Here is a 20,344-nt window from a genome sequence, read left to right as displayed (position 1 = left end):
GCTACCGTTCGTCCAGGTGCAATACGTGACGTACCATGGCTTTTCTCGGCGCGTCGGCGGTTTCCAATACCGTGTCTCGCTGACGCGATGGCGCGAACTCATCTTCTGGCGCAGGCGTGTGCACTGTGTGGCGACTTGGCCATAGATCGATATGCGCAGCGCCGAATCCCAGAACCGCCGCTGACACCACGATGATGATGGCGCCAACTATGTATGCGTGTATTCGTCTGTGCGAAGCAGACGAAATACGGCGCTCGGCACCATCATTGGCTGTTTTGGCTGCCTGAGCTGTGTTGGTGGCGTCAGCTGCGCTGGCTGTATCGGCCGCCTCGTATGTGCTGTCTTTAGCATCCTGTGACGAGCTTGGTGCGCGGACCATGCCGCGTGCGCTGAGGGATCCCTGTCTTTTTGATTCATGAACGTGCAAGACTTGCCGTTCAGACTGCTGCGAAGCACCATAGGCCGGCGTTCTTGGCATACTTATCGGCGTGACCGCATAGCCATGCCGCGATTGCAGATCTTGCAGCGCACGTGCGAAAGCCGTAACGGAATGAAACCGTTGCCCCGGATCCTTGTGCAGTGCCGTGGCCAGTGTCCGTTCGATATCCATGCCGACATCCTCGCGCCTCAATGCGGGCAGCGGCTTGTCGACGATCAATCTAGCCAGTTCCTGCTGTGTGGTCGGCTGATAGCCATGTTGGAATGGCGATTGGCCCGCCAGCAGAGCATACAGTGTGGCACCCAGCGAGTAGATGTCGCAGGCTTCGGAGCCGGTGGAGCGATGCGACACCACTTCGGGGGCGGCCCAAGGCAGTGAGAAGCCGGTGTCCGTGCGATCATAGGTGTCGGCTGCGATGCCGAAATCACCTAATGCCGGCTGCCGCTCGCCAATAAGCAGAATATTGCTGGGTTTGATGTCGCGGTGGACGATATGCGATTGGTGGGCCCACTGCAATGCGCTGGCCGTTTTGATGCCAAGATCCAATACTTGGTCCACAGTTGCGCTGCGTGTGCGCATCAGCTTGTCGCATGTGCCGTGGGGAGCGTAGGCGGTGATGATATATCCGCGGCCTTGGCACAGTCCGGCATCATACAACGGCAGCATATATGGGTGATCGGCCAGCCGCTGCATAATGTCAATCTCATGCTGCATCTGGGCAAAGGATTCCTGACAAAGTGCCTGATTGCTGATTTTGATGGCAACCAAGCGAGCCGGATCGCACTGGCGATACAGGAATACCGTAGAACTGGCACCACGACCCAGCTGGCGCATGGCAATATAGCCGTTCAGCGGCGGTGGTGGGAGGCGTGTCAACGAGCTGGTCATGTGCCGGCCTTTCGTTGCGTCATCCCCGTTGTTGTTCCCTGTGGTATCAAGAATACGTCGTATGCCACAGCCTGCTTGGACGCTCGGCATGTTGTGCGCCCGGGTGGGTGGACTAGTCTGGAACTCATGATGAGGCATGGGGATATACAGACATGCTCCGGCATTCTGCTGGACGATATCGAGCGCGATGGCGCGACAAGGCTGGTGGTGGGGCCAGCATGCTCCGGCAAAACCGAGCTTGCCCTGAACCTGGTGTTGGAAGGCCGCAAACGCTACGGCGACAATACGGTGATGACCGTTTCCGGGCGTGTGGCCGCCGATGTGTTGAGCAATCGGTTGATTCGCGAATGGGGCGCCTCCTCCCAGGCCCGCCCGGTCACCACGCTAGGGGCGGTGGCCTTCCGTATCATCGCCGCAAGCCGCGCCCAATCCGAGCAACCGGCACCACGACTGCTCAACGGTGCCGAACAGGATGCACTGTTGCGGCGCGTCATGGCCGTGCATGTGAAGCATGCGGCGGTCGGTGATGAGTGCGCCACCTGCGATTTGCTACGTGAATACTTCGCCCAACGCGACTGGGCGCGTCTGGTGCGTGACGCCTCCGCGCCTGACGCTCACCTTGCATACGGGGCAGCTGAGCAGAGTGATGAAGTCGCGGGAACCACCAGCGATGAAGCGTTTGCACGAGGAATTTCCGGCGCATTCATCGATCAGTTGCGCGATATGCTGGCCCGTCTCGACGAGTTGGGCGTCGGCAAAGATGATGAGGCGGGGCTGCTGGCACACGTGGACGATGATTGGAGGCTGCGCGTGCAATGGCGTTTGGCCTTCGTTCTGAGACAGGAATACATCGCAGCCCAAATTCGGCAATATCCGGGCGAATACCGTTTGGATGCCTCTTACTTGATGGTGGCCGGCGCTCGGGCCGTTGACACGTTGGCGGATGGGCCGCAGAGGGGGAAGCGGATACTGCCGCAACTGCTGGTTGTGGATGATGTGCAAGACATTACGCTGGCTGGACTGCGTTTTCTTGAATCGCTGAAACGTGCGGGCGTGCATCGCATCGTACTGATCGGTAATCCAGACGAAGCTGTACAGACCTTCCGCGGCTCCTACCCCGAATATCTGATGCGACGATTCATCACCGGGCCATTGCAGGCCGTCGCTTGGGACGGATTGGCTGGGGGTGTTGATGCTCGGCCCGCCGATGCCAAGGTCGCCGATGCTAAGGCTGCTGATATCAAGACTGCTGATGCGCAACTCACTGACTTGCAGCCTGCCGAAGGTGAAATCAAAGCGCTCGACGTGCTTGCCTCCCGTATTTCGTTGTCCATACCATCCCCCGAAGAAGAGGATTTGCCCATCGCTCGCCGTCCGGGCAAACTCACCGCTGCGCTGTCGAGTGAGCAGGGGGGAGCGGCGCTCGCCGACGACGATACCTTACGCACTCTGCTGTACCGTTCGGCGCGCGAGGAGCTGGACGATGTGGTCTGGCGCATCAAACGCGCCCATCTGGATCGTGGCATGCGCTGGAACGATATGGCGGTAATCGCCCACGACAACACCACCGTGCGCCTGTTCGGCGAACGTTTGCGCCGGGATGGCGTGCCGGTGCGGTATTCATCGGTCACTCGCCCTCTGAAGGACGAATCCTTCGTTCAGGGATTATTTGCGCTGATTGATTTGGCGCGCCTTCGTGAGCATGGAATCGCCGGCAGCCGCATGGGGTTGTCTTCCGTTGCGGGATGGGTGCGTTCGCGCGTCTCCACGCTGATGAACAGCCCGCTGATTACGACCGGTGCCAAACCGGGGCAGGGAATGCCGGCGCGCTTGGCGCCAATCGATGCGGCGATGGAGGCTCTGGAATCGCTGGCGCCGGTGATGGAACAAGCCCGTAGGGGCGGTGACGCTGAAGCAAGCCAGGCTGCCACGCTGGGGGAGTCGGGGCTGGCCTCGGTAATGTCAGCATGGGCAACTTTGTGTGAAACATTCCGTGAAACGCATTGTGAAACAGGTCGTGAAACATCTCTCGGTCACTTGCCGGAACAAGCTGAAGGCGATTATGCCGCATCGGTAGATTCGCCGGCACAGTCGCCGTCATCACCGTCGTCTTCGTTACAGTCGGTGCAGGTGGACGATGCGCTGATGGAAGCGCAGGATTCGAACGATTTGGCATTCGGTGCGGATGCGATCTATGCGATGCTTGGCTTTGATGACCCGGCTGCGCCGGCGCAAGCCGCGTTGCATACTGTCGGCGCGGTTTTGGGCACAGATCCGCAGTATCGGGCCTTTGCGAACCTGTGGCATCTGGTGGATGCGGTGCGCTCCGATCTTGCAGCCCTGCCTACCGAACAACGCCGGACACCGCTGTATGCGCTGTCGGCTGCTTGGAACGCCACTGGTGTCGCACCGGTCTGGCAGCGTGCGGCGTTGGGCAATACGCCGGCTTCCCGTGCGGCGAATGATCGTTTGGATGTGGCCATGCGCCTATTCCAGTTCGCTGAAGACAACGCCGCCGGTCAAGATATCGACGCGTTTATTGAACAGGTGCGCGGCATGCAGATGCAAGCCGATTCGCTGGCGCATATCGGCCCGGTGGAAGACGCTGTAACCCTCACCACGCCTGCGGGCGCGGCCGGCAGACACTGGGAGTACGTATGGCTGCCCGCCGTACAACAGGATGTATGGCCAAATCTGGCCGAACGCACCACCATGTTCGGTGGTGAGGATTTGGCTGAACTGGTGCTCCACGGCAGTATCGGTCGCCAAATCGACGCTTCCGTGCGAGACCCTCGCCTGGCCTCCGTATTAGCCAGTGAGAAGAAAAGCCTGTTGGTGGCTCTAACCCGCGCGCGGCGCGGTGCCACCATGAGCGCCGTATGGAACGATGACGCCAGCCCATCGGATTTCCTGTTCGGCTATATGCCGGAGTGTTATCCGCGTGATAGAAGCGCTTTGGAACGCCAAGGAGGATTCACCACGGTCGGCACCCCACATAGCCAAGGGCAGCCGAACCTATCCGGCTTGGACGCCGATCCCCGCGGGCTGGTTGCAGCTTCGCGCGTTGCGCTGGCTACGGCCGATCCCAGCTCTCCTGAAGCCCATGATGCGGCTGCTGCGCTGGCCTTGCTGGCCAATCGCGGATTGAGGGCAGCCAATCCCGAGTCGTGGAGTTTCGTCGGCATTACGCCGTCTGACAGCGAGCTGTCTGACAACACAGCACTTGACAGCACGGTGTCTGTCGGCACAGTATCCGCCGATGTACCGGCCCACAGCTCATCAGATCCGACGCCGACCTCAGCGTTCGCAGTATCTCCGGCATCCGCATCGGAGCCGACTGCAGCCAACACTCAAGCGCCCGTGGTCACCCTGTCACCCTCGGCTGTGGACGGCCTATGGGCATGCCCAGTGTGCTGGCTGTTGGAACATCGCTTCGCCGGCCCCAGCCCCAGTTCAGTAAATGCCAACTTCGGTACGCTCATCCACGAGATTGCGCGGCGCGGCAGCGAAGAAGGCCTCGATCGCCTCGATGACGCTCCGCAAACGCTCAGCGCATTAGGACTCGATGCTTCTGCCACGCAAGATCAGCGATGTGACGCGGTTGCAGAACGTCTGTATGACATCTATCAGAGCCTTCGCCCCGATCCAACGGCCATCGCTGACGCTCCGCAGCGATACGCGGCCATCCGCAAGGACGAATCCGCGAAGGATGTGCTAGCCAATATCGCCGACTATTTCGTCACCTCCACACAGCCCGACGTCTATCTGGGCAAAAACGCCGCCAACTTCGCCATCGGCACACTGGTCGAAGCCGAATGTGAAAAGGAATTCGCCGCACGCTTCTCCCTGGACGACATCCTTGCTGCCTATAATGCCGTGCCAGGCATGCAGCCAATCGACAAAGCGCAGTTAAGCCGCATTATGGCCACATTGGTATCAGGCTGGCCCGAAGGCATGAGCGACGATCTGGAAGTGCGACTGTCCGGCCGCATCGATCGCCTAGAAAAGCGCGTGCTTGCTGACGGGCGCAGCAACATGCGCCTGATCGACTACAAAACTGGCAAAACCCCGACCGTACCCCAGATCGTCAACGATTTGCAGCTGGTGTGCTACCAACTCGGACTCACCTTCCCCGAAGGCAAGCCTAGGGGAGCGCAGGCGCTCGCCAAAGCGCCCAACATTGGCCAAAGCGCGCTGTTCCACGTAGCAGAGCACGCCGCGCCAGCGACCAGCTGGGAGACGGAAAGCCTCTTCCAGCCACCGCTGTTTACGGACGGTACCCTGAATGCACAGGCGTTTACCGCGCGTTTTCGATACAAGAATCCGGACAGTCTGTTCGACATGCCCGTGCCCGACGCCAACAACGTGCCGGAGGGAGTGAGCGCACAAGCGTGGCAGCAGTTCGCCGCGCTCGCCGGCACGCAAACCCTATGGTCGTTGACAATGATCGCCCGCGTATTCTATGCGGCCGCAGCCAGCCGATCCGCAACGCTGACAGCGCATCCAACCGCCGTGCACGTCAAAGGTTGCAGCAAACGGCAAATATCGCAGGTCTGCCCGGCCTGCGGCGGACAAATCGACACCGTATTCGAAACGAGGCAAGCATGAGCACGTTCACACCAAGCCCGGAACAGGCCGCCATTATCGGTGCCCCGGCACAATCCGATGTGCTGGTGGTGGCCGGTGCCGGCTCCGGCAAAACCTTTACGATGACGCAGCGCATCATCGCGCTCATCAATCAGGGCGTACCCCCCGAGCGCATTCTCGGCCTGACTTTCACACGCAAAGCCGCAGGCGAACTGCTCGAACGCGTATCGGCGGCAGTCGCTGGTACAGGCAGTAATATGGGCCCGGGCGCAGGCAAGGGTTTGGGCGCGAACACCGGCGAGTTGGCAGGCGATCGAGCATTTCTCAAACCTGCCATCTTTACCTATGACGCATTCTTCCAGACCATCGTGCGCCAATATGGACTGCTGGTCGGCTTCGACCAGAACACCCAGCCGCTGAGTGAGGCCGGTGCCTTGCAACTTGCCACCGATGTTATCGATGAGCATATGGATCTGGCTTTTTCCGAGGATTTCGGTGCCTTTTCCAGCTTGGCGCAGTGTGTGCTGGATTTGTCGAATGCCATAGGCAGCGCCATGATCGGCTCGGGCTGCACCGGTTTCGACGAAGCCATCGATCGCGTGCGCCAGTGGGATCAAGCCTTTATCAACCAGCTTGACACGGTGCTGGCGCAGGAAAGCATGCCTGAGGATGAGCCGAAAATCTCCAAGCCCAAGCGTTACAAAAAAGACAGCGATGCCGACTGGCAGGCCAAACTGGATGCCAGAGCCGCGCAATTGCACGCCTTATGCGTCTACCGTTGCGGCGAATTGCTGAATGTCGCGCGCAAACGCGAGGTGCTGCTGCAACTGGTCGAAGCATATGTTGCCGCCAAACGAAGCCTGAATATGGCGGAATTCTCTGATTTTACGGTGGCGGCCTATCAGCTGGTCGAACGATTCCCCTCGATTTCCGCACGCCTGCGCCGCCGCTACAGCCACGTGCTGTTGGACGAATATCAGGACACCTCCACCACACAGGCCGCGCTGCTGGCGGCGATATTCCACACGAGCGCATCCGAACGATCCTCCGTCAACGCCGTGGGCGACCCCTTCCAGTCGATTTACGCATGGCGTGGTGCCAGCCCCGGAGCATTCCGCATGTTCCAAAAGGATTTCGGCATGCCGGCGGATTCCAAACCGTTCCCGCTGTCTGTCACCCGACGCAATACGACCATCGTGCTCGAAGCTGCCAACGATTTGACTCAGCCGTTGCGCATGACTCCCTCGCGTCCATCCAGTTCGTTGATGCGCGAAGTGGATGTGGCCCGACTGGATGCCTTGCCAGGCAAAGCGACAGGTACCTTGGGGGTGCTGGGATACGATACCAGCGGCCAAGAGATTGACGGTGTGGTGCGTTTCTGCATTGCAGCCGTCGAACAGGCACAACAGCGGCGACAGTCGGGGGAGCAGCAAACCGAAGCGCCGGTGGCTGTGCTGTTTCGTTCCAAAACGCATATGGCTGAATATCAGGATGCGTTGGAAGAAGCCGGTCTGACCACATTCGTCGTCGGCTATTCTGCATTGTTGGAACGCCCGGAAATCCGCGACATGCTGGCACTGTTGCGCGTGGCAGCCGATCACACCGACTCTGGTTCGCTGATGCGATTGCTGGCCACACCGCGATACGGCATGAGCTCCGCTGACCTAAGCGCACTGGCGCATATCGCCGAAAATCTGAACACTGAGCAACGGTTCGCGGCGCTGGTTGAAGCCGGACTGGCCGATGCGGACGCTCCCAGAAACGAATGGGCATCCATCTTGCGCGAACATACCGTGGCCAACGCGGTGTTTCTGTCTGATGTGTTGCTGCGTGATGACCTCGCGAGTTTGCTGGGCGCGTTAAGCGCTGAGGGGCGTGCTGCCGCGCTGCGCGGTGCGGCAGCGGTGCGACAGGTACGTGCCGCTGTGGGCAGACCGCTGCATGAGGTGGTGCGTACCGCTATTGAGGCCTTGGACTTGGACATCGACGTGGTGCTGGGCGACGCATTGCGCAACCCGAGCAGGCCGGCAAACCCCACATTGGCGCGTATGTCAATGGAAACAGTGGTGGATTTGGTCGATACCTATACACGTGAAATTGCCATCGATCAGACGCCCACCCTGCGTGGATTCATGGCATGGGTGGGGCATTTGGCGACGGTTAAAGACGAGGCAGCTTCACTGCCCGATGCTCCCGTGGATGTGGAATTGATGAGCGTTCACCAATCCAAGGGATTGGAATGGGACGCCGTGGCCGTAGTCGGTATGACGGCTGGTGTGTTCCCCAGCGATCAGGGTGATCACCTCAAGGTGGTACTGGACGACAACCATCCAGGCGGCATGCAGGATGGGCAATGGCAGGCACCTGAATACCATGATCAGGCAAACACTTGGCTGACCAATCCAACCGCCGTGCCAGTGCCTATGCGCGTCGATGCCGGCATCCTGCCGCGCTTTCCCCATGACGCCGACCCTGACGGCGATCCCATAGCCGCGCTGAATGCCCTGGATGATGTGGAACTCATCGATGATGAAGTATTCGGTTCCATGCGTGAGGTCGGCGACGGCGTGGATGAAGTGGATCCGGAAGGATGGTATCTGACGCAGCGTGAGGAATACGGCCGGCGATTGCATGCCGACGAACGCCGACTGGCCTACGTGGCCCTCACCCGCGCACGCAACGACGTGTTGCTGACCTACAGCCGGGCCAACGTGCCGGGGCGAGCCCCCGCATCCGCCACAGGTAAAAAAGGCAGTGCAAAGGCCTCCAATTTCTGGCAGGAAGTGCATGACGCGCTGCATGCGCGCCCCGATACCGTGTGGGCGCATGAATGCGTCGAATCGCTGGACGCCCCTGCACTGGTCGATACCGATGGCAACCCCATCGCCCCTCCTGAGGGATTCTTCGCCGGGGAGAGGGCCCGCGAATACTGCGATCAAGTGGTGGGCGCAGCATGGTCCACGCCTCTGAAGGCGAGCGATGACCTGCTTGACCTCGCATGGCCGGCAGAACTCAGTGCTCAAGCGCGCGAACGCCTGACATCAGGAGCCCAGGCCGTCAGCGACGCCATTGCGCGGGCCTCAACAGCCTCGAACGGGCCACGCGACGATCAGCCGACTGGGCCGTTGCTGCAACGTGCCCAGCTGGTGGCCGATGATGACAATCTCATGGGCGACATGCTAGAAGGAGCAGCCCTGGATGAGGCAGTCAAAGCCAAGGCACAGCGCATTCTCGCGGCCTCACGTCAAAACGTCACTGGTTTGCAAGCGCGCGTGGGTGGACTGAACGAGCGTGAAGAACGCGCCTATTGGCGTGGCATTGTGCGCCCCATCCCTCGCGTGTCGTCGCCGGCAGCTGCCATCGGCACACGATTCCATGATTGGGCCGAACGCTTCATCAACGCTGGTATTTCTGACGCTCCGGCACTGGGTGCCGAATCCGAAGGCGGCACTCTCACCCGTGAGATTTTGATAGCCGGCCTCGAACATGCCAACGCCGAGAGTAAGCCTGGGAATAATGCCAACGACGAAGCCATAGGGGAGCGTGACCAACTCGATACTTGGTGCCGGCGTCTGGCCCATTCGCATTGGGGCCAGCGCGCACCGGTATGGGCCGAGCGCTCGGTGGTGGTGGATGTGCCGGGCGTAGGCCTGGTCAACGGCAAATTCGACGCTGTATTCCGTGGAGGACTGGACGAGAACGAACCGTCTGCCAATACAGATAGCACGCACGGCAACAGTGCGCATAACGGCGCGAGCAAGCAATACACCATAGTCGATTGGAAAACCGGCAAACGACCAGTTGCACCGGCTGACATCGAGCGCAAACTCGCCCAGCTGGACATGTATCGACTGCTGCTGTCGGCAATCGAAGCAGTGCCGTTGGACGCTATCGACGCCACTCTCTACTATGTCAGTGAGCCTGATGAAGGCTTGCGCGAGCTGAGAGCACGCGCGAAAACACAACAGGAAATCCTTGCCGAGTTGAGCTACGGGATTCCGGAACAATCCGATGACGACTAAGCCCGTCACAACCATGCAGGTTGGGTTGGGCGACCGGATGTAAAACGCGCCGCGAAACGTCAACGGACGGAGACCGCTACCCTCGTCTGGCATGTGTGGGCGGGCACACATGCACCCGCAACAACACAAGGAGACAAAGCGCAGCCATGACTGCAGACGTTTCGCAAGCCAACGGCACCCATTCCCCCTACGCCAGACTGTTCTCACTGTCAGGAACCCGAGCATTCTGCTTTTCTGCCGCGGTGGCACGACTGCCGATTTCCATGATGAGCCTAGGCATCGTATTGGCGCTCAACCATCTGTACGACAATTGGACCATCGCTGGCACGATGAGCGCTGCATACGTGTTTGCTCTCTCCTGCGTGACCCCGCTGTACGCGCGTCTGTTCGACCGCTTCGGCCAGGCTCGCGTGGGCCGCGTCGCGCTTGCCGTGCAGGTGGTGGCCATGTTGGCCTTCGCCTTCGGCGCGCTGATGTTGGTGCCGATTCCGCTGCTGTTCGTGCTGGCAATCGTGATGGGACTAACACAATTCTCGTTCGGCGCGCTGGTGCGCACCCGCTGGGCGTATGCATTGCGTCGCGTGGATGATGGGCAGTTGTTGCTCAACACGGCCTATGCGATGGAAGCGGCCATCGATGAAGTCGTGTTTATCTTGGGTCCGATTCTGGCCGCATGGCTTGCCACGTCGGTGCATCCGGTCAGCCAGCTCTTCGTGCCGACCCTGGCCTGTGGCATCGGAGGTGCGATTTTCTTCTCGCTCAAATCCACCCAGCCGGATGCCCTGGTGGAACGCGTCGAAGTTGCCAGCGCCGAGCCCGGCGAGGCGCACAATAATCGCGAGCAGGCCGACCAGTTCACCGTCCGCCAGCTCAAAGGCACGGCCAAACCCAAGTCGGCGCTGCTGTATGGCGGTGTGCTGCCGCTGCTGGTGGTGTTCCTCGTGTTCAACATGAGCTTCACCTCGTTCGATGTGTCGATTACCGCCACGATGAAGGCGATGGGTCTCGAAACATTCCTGGGTGTCCAGCTCGCCATGTTTGCGGTCGGCTCCTGCATTGGCGCGGTTATTTTCGGCTCTCGCCAACTCAAAGGCTCCCACTGGGCTCATATGGTGATGTTCCTGTGCTTGCTAACCGTCGGCTTTGTGGGATTCCGCCTGACGATGGACAATCTGATCGCCCTGGGTGTAGTGGAAATCCTCGCCGGCCTGTGCGTCTCGCCGCTGTTCACCACCGGCAACCTCATCGTTAAGGATCTGGTGCCGGCCGAAAGCCTGACCGAAGGCCTGAGCTGGGTGAGCACAGCCAGCACGGTGGGCACATCCATCGGCTCGTCCGTCGCCGGCATTGTGCTTGACGCTGCAAACCCGCACATCGGCATGATGCTGCCGTGGGCCTTCACGCTTGCCGCCGTGCCGCTCGCCCTGATCGGCTGGTCGCTGGCGCGCAGGCAACGTTGAGTTCACAGTCCTTGCCGATAAATGTGATCGGCGAGAATGTCAATCGTTTGCAGAAGGTGCGGGTGCTGGGCCGATACTTGGGCCATCGATAAATCGAGAGGCGATGACTACCGGCTCAATGCTGCCATTGGACGTATGCAATATGCGGTCGATGAGCTTGGTTGCCGCCGCGCGCCCCACTTGCGCAAGATCCACGGCGGTTGTGGCCAAATGAGGATCAGCCACTTGGCCGAGCGGAATATTGTCAAAACCCATCACCGACATATTCCCCGGCACAGTGCGGCCACGCCGCCGTATGTCATCGATGATGATACCGGCAATAAGATCGTTATAGGCGACGATGGCCGTAATGCCCAATTCCAGCGCACGGGTAACGATGGCTGGATAAAAAGACTGGTCGCTTGTGAATGGGAAATCCAGACGATGCAGCCGTATCCCCTCGCTCTGGCTTGCTGTAAGCAAGGCTTGCCAGCGCAGACCATTCTGCCAGTATGAAGGCAAGCCAGCGGCATAACCGATCGTACGATGGCCATATCGCCGCAGCCGTGCGATTGCTTCGCTGATACTATGCCGATCGTCGATCACTACGGATTGCACACCGCGCACGAGACGATTCGTTACCACCACGGGCTTGGACTGCGCGGTTTTGCGTACGGCCGAATCAGGCATGCGTGAGGCAACGATAACCAGTCCATCCACGCGGCGTAAACAGCGGTCGGCTGACGCGCGTTCTCCGGCTGCATTGTTGCCAGTGACATTAATCGTTAAGCCAAAGCCGCGAGCATCGCACTCCTGCTGTATGCCTCGGACATAATCGGCGAAAATCGGATATTGCAAATCGGGCACCAGAGCGCCAATTTCACCGGTGAGGGCGGCATCAAAAGCATCGTCATACTCGACGCGTGGCTGATAGCCTAGCGCATCTGCAGCTTTGCGCACCTTGATTGCAGTTTCGAGCGCCACCTTCCCCGGTTGCGTCAACGCACGGGACACGGTTGCAGGGGAGACGCCGGCAGCACTTGCCACATCCCTGATCGTCACTTTGCCCATGTCGCTTAACACTAGACCCAAGCCTTGCCCATAGTGAAACGTTGTGAAACAAAACCAGTGGCTGAAAAACCGGACGTATGGTGATGAACACGCCGTGCGGCGACATCGAAGCCGACGCACAACACACCAATGAAGGAAGGATTGCCATGCGAACCATCACCACACTGTCCGATGGCTGGCTGTTCACCAAACAACCCGTAGAGGGGACGCCCGCATATGAGCCGGGCGAGGGCTGGTCTGCCGTAACTGTTCCTCATACTTGGAACGCGATCGATGGCCAGGACGGCGGTGCCGATTACTGGCGTGGTGCCTGCTGGTACGTGACCAAGCTGGTGCTGCCCGAAACCGTTGAGGGGACCCAGACCTATTTGGAGTTCGAAGGTGCGGCCACTGCCGCCGAGGTGTACCTGAACGGATGCAAGGTGGCCGAACATATCGGTGCCTACGGTGCGTTCCGTGCGAATATCACTTCCGCATTGCTCGGTGGCGAGAACGTACTTGCGGTAAAGGTCGATAATACGGAACGTTCCGATATCTATCCTCAGATGGCTGATTTCACGTTCTATGGAGGCCTGTACCGGCCGGTTAAGCTCATTACCGTAGACTCCACCCACTTTGACCTGGATTACTATGCCGGCCCGGGGGTTACGGTTTCTTCCACCGTCGACAACGGCACCGCTGTGCTTGATGTTCGCGCGTGGGTCAGCGATTCGGCTGAAGGCGATCAGGTGTATGTCGAGATCACTGACGAGGAAGGCGTTGCTGTGGCTGCCGCCACCATGCCGGCTGCTGACCGCGTGCGCATGGAATTGGCAATTCCGAACGCTCATCTGTGGCAGGGCGTCGAAGATCCCTACTTGTATACTGTCACCGCTTCCATCCTGAGGCATAACGAGGTCGTTGATGAGATCGCAATCATGCATGGTGTGCGCGAATATCGTTTCGACCCGGCCAAGGGATTCTTCCTCAACGGTAAGCTCACGCCGCTGCGCGGCGTCTCCCGTCACCAGGATCGTCTGGGCAAGGGCAATGCGTTGAGCCTGGAAGACCATATTGAAGACGCGATGATCATGAAGCAGTTGGGGGCGAATACCATCCGACTGGCTCACTACCAGCAGTCGCAGCAATTCTATGATGTATGCGATCGACTTGGATTCGTGGTATGGGCGGAAATTCCGTTTATCTCGCGCATGAATCCCGACCCGGCTGCTCATCAGGACTGTCTGCATCAGATGACCGAGCTCATCGTGCAAAGTTTCAACCATGCTTCGATTCTTATGTGGGGCATCTCCAATGAGATCCTTATCGGCGGCGACAGCCCGCAGTTGGTCGCCAACCTTCGTGAGCTCAATGAACTGGCTCACAAGCTCGACCCCACGCGCGTGACCACTATGGCGCAGGTGTCAAGCACGCCGATGGATAGCGAGCATAACCAGATCACCGATATTCTGAGCTACAACCACTACTTTGGCTGGTATGGCGGCACAATGCAGGACAATGAGAAGTGGGTGGATAAGTTCCATGCCATGCACCCTGACCGTTCGTTCGGCCTATCCGAATACGGTTGTGAGGGCATCATTTCCTATCACACTGACGATCCGCAGTGCGGCGACTACAGCGAGGAATACCAGGCGCTGTATCACGAGCATATGGCCGACATCATCGACGAACGTCCCTGGCTGTGGGGCACACATGTGTGGAACATGTTCGATTTCGGCTGCGATGCACGCAACGAAGGCGGTGTCAAGGGTCGAAACAACAAGGGATTGGTGACAATGGATCGCAAGATCTACAAGGATTCCTTCTATGTCTATCAAGCCCATTGGTCCTGCGAGCCGATGATTCACATCGCCTCCAAACGATATGCTAAGCGCGCCACCGACGAGATTACGGTGAAGGTGTACTCTAACCAGCCTGAAGTGACGTTGAGCGTGGACGGTGTCGTATTCGGCACGCAAAAGGCCAACCATGTGTTCGTGTTCGAGCATGTGCCCCTGCATGAAGGGTTCACCCGTATCTGTGCTACCGCTGGAGACGGTCTGTCGGATTCCACCTCCTTTGAAAAGGTGGCCGAGCCATGGGCACCGTATACCTACGTTGATCCGGAAGGCGCAGGCGTGACCAACTGGTTCGATGATGTGGATGTTGACGCAGTCGGCGGTATCGATGTAATCGATCCGACGCACTGGTCGATCAAGGATATGGTCAAGGACGTTATCACAGTTCCTGAAGCGGCTGAGATACTGTCCAATGCTGCCAGCAGCATGAGCGGCATGCGTGTTAAGGCATCGATGTTGGGTGTGCTTGGCAATCAGCGTGTCGAACAGATATTCGCCAAAGGCGGCATGATGGGCAACGTCGAGGATCTCGATGGCAAACTTGCCTATGTAAATCAGCAGCTTCAGCGTATCGCTAAGTAGCTTTTCAACGCACCAAGGCGGGCTGGAACGCATGGAACGCATCCATGCCCGCCTCTTCGGTCGCGTATTACCGGCATTTCTGGCGTGACAATGATCAGTTGCGCGTGCCGGCTTGCAATATCTATAGGAAAACCACACAAAGGAGAGTGGTATGGGCGTTTCGTCTCAAGCCGTCCGTCCCTTCGGATTTAGGGATAAGGCCGGTTACATGTTCGGTGATTTTGGCAACGACTTCATGTTCCTGTTTGCCAGTTCGTTCCTTATGGTGTTCTACACCAGGGTGATGGGCATCCCCGGCGCCGTCGTGGGTACGCTATTTCTGGTAGCACGCATTATCGATGCTTTTGCAGATGTCACCGTTGGTATTGTCGTTGATCGGTCACGTTCGAGCGACAAAGGCAAATATCGCGTGGCCATGATGAAAATGGCCGCGCCCGCCGCAATTTTCTCATTCCTGATGTATCAGACTTTCTGCATTGACCAGTCGATGGGCGTGCGCATTGCCTATATGTCGGTGACCTATATCATCTGGGGCATTCTGTACTCGTGCGTGAACATCCCTTATGGATCCATGGCTTCCGTTTTGTCTGACAAGCCTGAGGATCGCACCAGCCTGTCCACCTTCCGTACGGTGGGCTCCAGCTGCGCCAACATGGTTATTGGTGTAGGCGCGCCACTGATTATCTATGAAACCGTTGATGGGCATCAGATTATCCGTGGCGGCGAAGGCACCCAGATTTTTATGTGGGTATCGTTGGTGTTTGCAATCTGCTCTATTGCATGCTATTTCGCGTGCTACCGCTTGACCACTGAACGAGTCAAGGCCGAAGATCACAGTGCCCAAGAAGGCCAGAGCGCCATTGGACAAGTTGCTGGCATGCTGAAAAGCGCGTTTGCCAGCCGTTCGATGATTGGCATCATCGGCGCTGCCATCGCACTGCTTATGGCGATGCTGTTCCTGCAGCAGATGGCCAACTATCTGTACACCGACTACTTTGGTTCCGCCTCGGTTCTGGCCACGGTGAACCTTATCGCCAGCCTCATGACTTTCGTCATCGCTCCGTTTGCCTCCCCGCTGGCCAAACGCTTCGGTCACAAGGCAATGGGTTGCTTTGGTTCGACACTGGGCATGGTGGGAATGGGCCTGCTGTATGTGCTGCACACTGACAATGTGATTCTGTTCTCCGCTGTTTACCTGTGCACCTTCTTCGGTATCGGATGCTTCAACATCGTGATTTGGGCCATGATCACCGATGTGATCGATGATATTGAAGTTAGCAGCGGTATGAGAGAGGACGCTACCTGCTACTCGGTGTATTCCTTTGCACGCAAATTGGGACAGGCCTTCGCTGGTTGGTTCTCTGGTGCGGCACTCACTTGGATCGGCTATCAGGAGGGTGCCACTGCCGTGCAAAGTCAGGAGACGCTTGATGGTCTGTATATGTATGTCACGTTGTTGCCTACGATTTTCTTCGCGCTGGTGTTGGTGATTCTGCTATTCATCTATCCGCTGAGCAAGAAGCGTGTGGAAGAGAATACCGCCGCGCTTCAGGCTAAGCGTCTCACCGCCGACATGTAATTGGCATCCGCCCTGTTCATTATCATGCGCCCACCGCCGTCTTTCTGTCGGCAGTGGGCGCATGATAGGCTCAGGGAGGATTCTCGTGAGACTAATTCCAGCGAGATGATTCGTTCGGCAACGACAATCAAGGAGCGAAGACGATGATTAAGGTATCGGTGGTAGGCGCGAAGGGACGCATGGGGTCGCATGTGGTGGATGCGGTCAATGGTGCGAATGATATGGAACTGGCCCTGACGCTTGACGCAGGTGATGATCTGACGCTGATCACGCCCGACAACACCGATGTGGTGGTCGAGTTCACCGTACCGTCCGTCAGCTTGGGCAATGTGCTGGCCCTGATCGCGCAGGGCGTGGATGTGGTGGTGGGCACCACCGGCTGGAACGACGAGAAACTCGCCCAGGTGCGCCAAGCCATCGCCGAGGGCCCGAAGCCCGAAACCCAGAAGGTGTTCATCGCGCCGAACTTCGCAATCTCCGCTGTATTGGCCGACTATTTCGCCGCCAAGGCCGCCAAATACTTCGAATCCGCCGAAGTTATCGAACTGCACCACCCCACCAAGGTGGACGCCCCCTCCGGCACGGCCATCCATACCGCGCAGGCCATTGGTGCCGCGCGCAAGGCCGCCGGCTTGGGCGATATGCCCGACGCCACCGAAACCGATGGCGGCTCGCGCGGCCAGGTAATCGACGGCGTGCATGTGCATGCCGTGCGCCTGCGCGGCCTGAACGCCCACGAGGAAATCCTGCTCGGCAACGCCGGCGAACAGCTGACCATCCGCGCCGACAGCTTCGACCGTGGCTCCTTCATGCCCGGCGTGCTGCTTGCCACCCGCAAACTCGCCACCGACGCCCCCGCCGGCCTAACCATCGGCCTAGACCAATTCCTAGACCTGTAAAACCAGCGAGCCGTAGGCCCACGCCAACGTAACAATATCGGCGCAAACGTAGCCGGCGTCACCTGATATCTCCAATTCCATCATAAGAAGAGTCCATAAGAAGAAGTACGGTAAACACTATGAGCGAGCATGACATGCATCTTCTTGACCCCGCACCCTTCGGCCGTATTCTGCCGGCCATGGTTACCCCGATGACCGCTGATGGCCGCGTTGATTTCACCGCCGCACAGCAGCTCGCCAAGCGCTTGGTCGCCGATGGCGCGGACGGTCTGGTGGTTAATGGCACCACAGGCGAATCGCCCGTCACCCACATGGATGAGAAGGTCGATCTTGTGCGTGCCGTCAAAGAGGTTGTCGATGTGCCGGTGATCTCCGGCGCAGGCTCCAACGACACCGCACACACCGTGCGCATGGTCGAACAGACCCAGGAAGCGGGTGCCGACGCGGTGCTCGTCGTCATGCCTTATTATTCCCGTCCCTCCCAGGACGGCGTTGTCGGCCACTACAAGGCCGTCGACGAATCCGCCGATAAGCCGATCATCGTCTACGATGTCCCCGGCCGCACCGGCTTGAAGGTCACGGTCAACACTTACGACCGTCTGGCCGAACTCGAACACGTCAAGGCTGTCAAGGACGCCACCGGCGATCTTGCAGCCGCAGTGGAGAAGCAGCAGCGCACCGGCCTCGCCTGGTATTCCGGCGATGATGGCCTGTTCCTGCCGTTCCTCTCCATCGGCGCCGTCGGCATCATTTCGGTGATCGCCCACGTCGCCTCCAACCCCATGCAGCAACTGGTGCAGGCATTCGATCGTGGTGACATCACCACCGCCCGCAAGCTTGCCAACCAGCTTGCCCCTCTCGTTCACGCGCTCAACGGCGACGGTTATCAGGCCGTGATGGCCAAGGCCGCGCTGAAAGTCAAAGGCTATATTCCGAGCACCACCATGCGTCTGCCGAACATCGGCCCTGACGCCCACCAGCTCGACAAGGCCGAAGAGGGCATGCGCGCCTCCGGGTTGCTGTAACGGGGCACCCCGCCGCCTCCGCATGACGCAACGGAGGCCTGATACAGAACACTGACAGGAATATGGTTCAAGAACAGAAGAAAACCTCTAAGAAATCCGGCGGCAACACCCGTCGCCGTAGCTCTGCCCGCACGGCCAACAAGTCCGGCGCGGGCAGCCGCACCCCCTCTCGCAAGCCGTTGGCCCGCAATCCGCGTGGCGCATCCGGCCAGCCGGCCACCGCGCCTCAGCAGGATGCCGTACTGATCGCGCCCCCGAAGTATCGCAAGGGCTCCATGCGCATCACGCCGCTTGGCGGCTTGGGCGAAATCGGTCGCAACATGAATGTGATCGAATACAACGGCCACCTGCTGCTGATCGACTGCGGCGTGCTGTTCCCCGAAGAGGAACAGCCGGGCGTCGACCTGATTCTGCCTGATTTCAGCTATATCAAGGATCGACTGAATCAGGTGGATGCGCTGGTGCTCACCCACGGCCACGAGGATCACATCGGTGGCGTGCCCTATCTGCTCAAGCTGCGCCCGGATATCCCGCTGATCGGCTCCAAGCTGACGCTGGCCTTCGTGGATGCCAAGTGCAAGGAACACCGCATCAACCCCACCAAGGTGGAGGTCACCGGTCGCGACAAGCTTAAGGTTGGTCCCTTCAACCTGGAATTCGTCAACGTCACGCATTCGATTCCTGACGCTTTGGCCGTGTATGTGAAGACTCCGGCCGGCTCACTGATCGATACCGGCGATATCAAGCTGGATCAGCTGCCGCTTGATCACCGCATCACCGATCTGGTGGAATTCGGCAAAATCGGCGAACAGGGTGTGGATCTGCTGATGATGGATTCCACCAACGCCGAGGTTCCCGGCTTCGTCAAGCCCGAAACCACCATTGGCCCGGCCTTGGATCGTGCGTTCGCCGAAGCCAGCCGTAAGATTATCGTCGCCAGCTTCTCCTCCCACGTGCATCGCGTGCAGCAGGTGGTGGATGCCGCCCACAAGTATGGCCGCAAGGTTGTATTCGTTGGCCGCTCCATGGTGCGCAACATGTCCATTGCCGCCGATCTTGGCTATCTGCACATCCCTGAGGGCACTGTTGTGGATTTGAAGCAGGCCAATGATATCGACGACAAGCATCTGGTCTACATGTGCACCGGCTCCCAGGGCGAGCCGATGGCAGCACTCGGACGCATCGCCGACGGCAACCACCGCGACATTCATATCAACGAGTTCGACACGGTGATTCTCGCGTCCTCGCTGATTCCCGGCAATGAGCACGGTGTCTATAAGATCATCAACAAGCTCGTGCAGCTCGGCGCGAAGGTCGTCAACCGCGACAACGCCGCCGTGCATGTCTCCGGACACTGCAATGAGGGCGAACTGCTGTACATGTACAACATCGTTAAGCCCAAGTGCGCCATGCCGATCCACGGCGAGAATCGCCATCTGGTGGCCAACGGCCTGATCGCCGTGAAGACTGGTGTGGATCCGAACAACGTGGTGCTGGCTGAGGACGGCGATGTGGTGGATCTTTACCACGGCAAGGCCGCGGTTGTCGGCTCCGTGCCCTGCGGCTACGTCTATGTGGACGGCGATTCGGTGGGCGAGCTGACCGACGAAGAGCTGGAAAAGCGCAGGATTCTGGGCACCGAAGGCTTCGTCTCCGCGTTCGTGGTGGTTGACACCGACGCACGCGAGGTTGTCACCGGCCCGAAGATCTACCTGAATGCCGTTGCCGAGGACGAAAGCGAATTCGACAAGGTGCATCACCAGATCGTCGAACAGCTGAACGACGCGATGATGTCTGGCACCAAGGACACCTATAAGCTGCAGCAGATCATGCGCCGCACGCTTGGCGGCTGGATTGCACGTCAGCTCAAGCGCAAGCCGATGATCGTGCCCGTGGTGGCGGATGTCGCCGCCGACGCCGATCAGGATGCCGGCGCACACAAGTTCGACCAAGAGTAAACAAGAGTCAAATAAAC

Annotated in this window: 10 protein-coding genes; 8 read left to right on the top strand and 2 right to left on the bottom strand. The window is 59.1% G+C overall.

Going from position 1 to position 20,344, the window contains the following annotated elements; translation table 11 throughout:
• Position 1 precedes the first annotated feature (1 nt).
• Positions 2 to 1,327, bottom strand: coding sequence for a serine/threonine-protein kinase (locus tag G1C95_RS04775; RefSeq protein ID WP_169171801.1), 1,326 nt, complete (start codon positions 1,325 to 1,327; stop codon positions 2 to 4).
• 129 nt (positions 1,328 to 1,456) lie between these two features.
• Here G1C95_RS04775 and G1C95_RS04770 point away from each other — a divergent pair, with 129 nt between their 5' ends.
• The 3 genes from G1C95_RS04770 to G1C95_RS04760 all read left to right on the top strand — a co-directional run bounded on the left by G1C95_RS04770 (position 1,457) and on the right by G1C95_RS04760 (position 11,396).
• Positions 1,457 to 5,935: a PD-(D/E)XK nuclease family protein gene (locus G1C95_RS04770; RefSeq protein WP_169171862.1), complete on the top strand. Its 4,479-nt coding sequence runs from the start codon at positions 1,457 to 1,459 to the stop codon at positions 5,933 to 5,935.
• Positions 5,932 to 9,936, top strand: coding sequence for an ATP-dependent DNA helicase (locus tag G1C95_RS04765; protein WP_169171800.1), 4,005 nt, complete (start codon positions 5,932 to 5,934; stop codon positions 9,934 to 9,936). Before G1C95_RS04770 ends, G1C95_RS04765 begins: the two co-directional genes overlap by 4 nt.
• Before the next feature lie 146 nt (positions 9,937 to 10,082).
• Positions 10,083 to 11,396 (top strand): MFS transporter, encoded by a 1,314-nt coding sequence (locus tag G1C95_RS04760; protein WP_169171799.1) that lies wholly within the window; start codon positions 10,083 to 10,085, stop codon positions 11,394 to 11,396.
• A 39-nt stretch (positions 11,397 to 11,435) separates the two neighbouring features.
• On the opposite strand, the gene G1C95_RS04755 is transcribed toward G1C95_RS04760, so the two are convergent.
• On the bottom strand, positions 11,436 to 12,446 hold the full coding sequence (locus tag G1C95_RS04755) for a LacI family DNA-binding transcriptional regulator (RefSeq protein WP_169171798.1): 1,011 nt from the start codon (positions 12,444 to 12,446) through the stop codon (positions 11,436 to 11,438).
• A 146-nt stretch (positions 12,447 to 12,592) separates the two neighbouring features.
• Here G1C95_RS04755 and G1C95_RS04750 point away from each other — a divergent pair, with 146 nt between their 5' ends.
• The 5 genes from G1C95_RS04750 to G1C95_RS04730 all read left to right on the top strand — a co-directional run bounded on the left by G1C95_RS04750 (position 12,593) and on the right by G1C95_RS04730 (position 20,327).
• Positions 12,593 to 14,866 carry a glycoside hydrolase family 2 protein gene (locus G1C95_RS04750; protein WP_169171797.1) on the top strand — a complete coding sequence of 758 codons (2,274 nt, stop codon included), beginning with the start codon at positions 12,593 to 12,595 and terminating at the stop codon, positions 14,864 to 14,866.
• A 151-nt stretch (positions 14,867 to 15,017) separates the two neighbouring features.
• On the top strand, positions 15,018 to 16,445 hold the full coding sequence (locus G1C95_RS04745; RefSeq protein WP_169171796.1) for an MFS transporter: 1,428 nt from the start codon (positions 15,018 to 15,020) through the stop codon (positions 16,443 to 16,445).
• A 143-nt stretch (positions 16,446 to 16,588) separates the two neighbouring features.
• Positions 16,589 to 17,344, top strand: coding sequence for a 4-hydroxy-tetrahydrodipicolinate reductase (gene dapB / locus G1C95_RS04740; protein WP_169171795.1), 756 nt, complete (start codon positions 16,589 to 16,591; stop codon positions 17,342 to 17,344).
• A gap of 119 nt (positions 17,345 to 17,463) precedes the next feature.
• Entirely contained in the window at positions 17,464 to 18,369 is a 906-nt protein-coding gene (dapA, locus tag G1C95_RS04735) for a 4-hydroxy-tetrahydrodipicolinate synthase (protein ID WP_169171794.1), read from the top strand.
• Between the two features lie 62 nt (positions 18,370 to 18,431).
• On the top strand, positions 18,432 to 20,327 hold the full coding sequence (locus tag G1C95_RS04730; protein WP_169171793.1) for a ribonuclease J: 1,896 nt from the start codon (positions 18,432 to 18,434) through the stop codon (positions 20,325 to 20,327).
• The last annotated feature ends 17 nt before the right edge of the window (positions 20,328 to 20,344 follow it).

The sequence above is a fragment of the Bifidobacterium oedipodis genome, from assembly GCF_012932425.1.
GTDB lineage: Bacteria > Actinomycetota > Actinomycetes > Actinomycetales > Bifidobacteriaceae > Bifidobacterium > Bifidobacterium oedipodis.
This window is presented reverse-complemented; position numbering and strand designations above follow the sequence as displayed.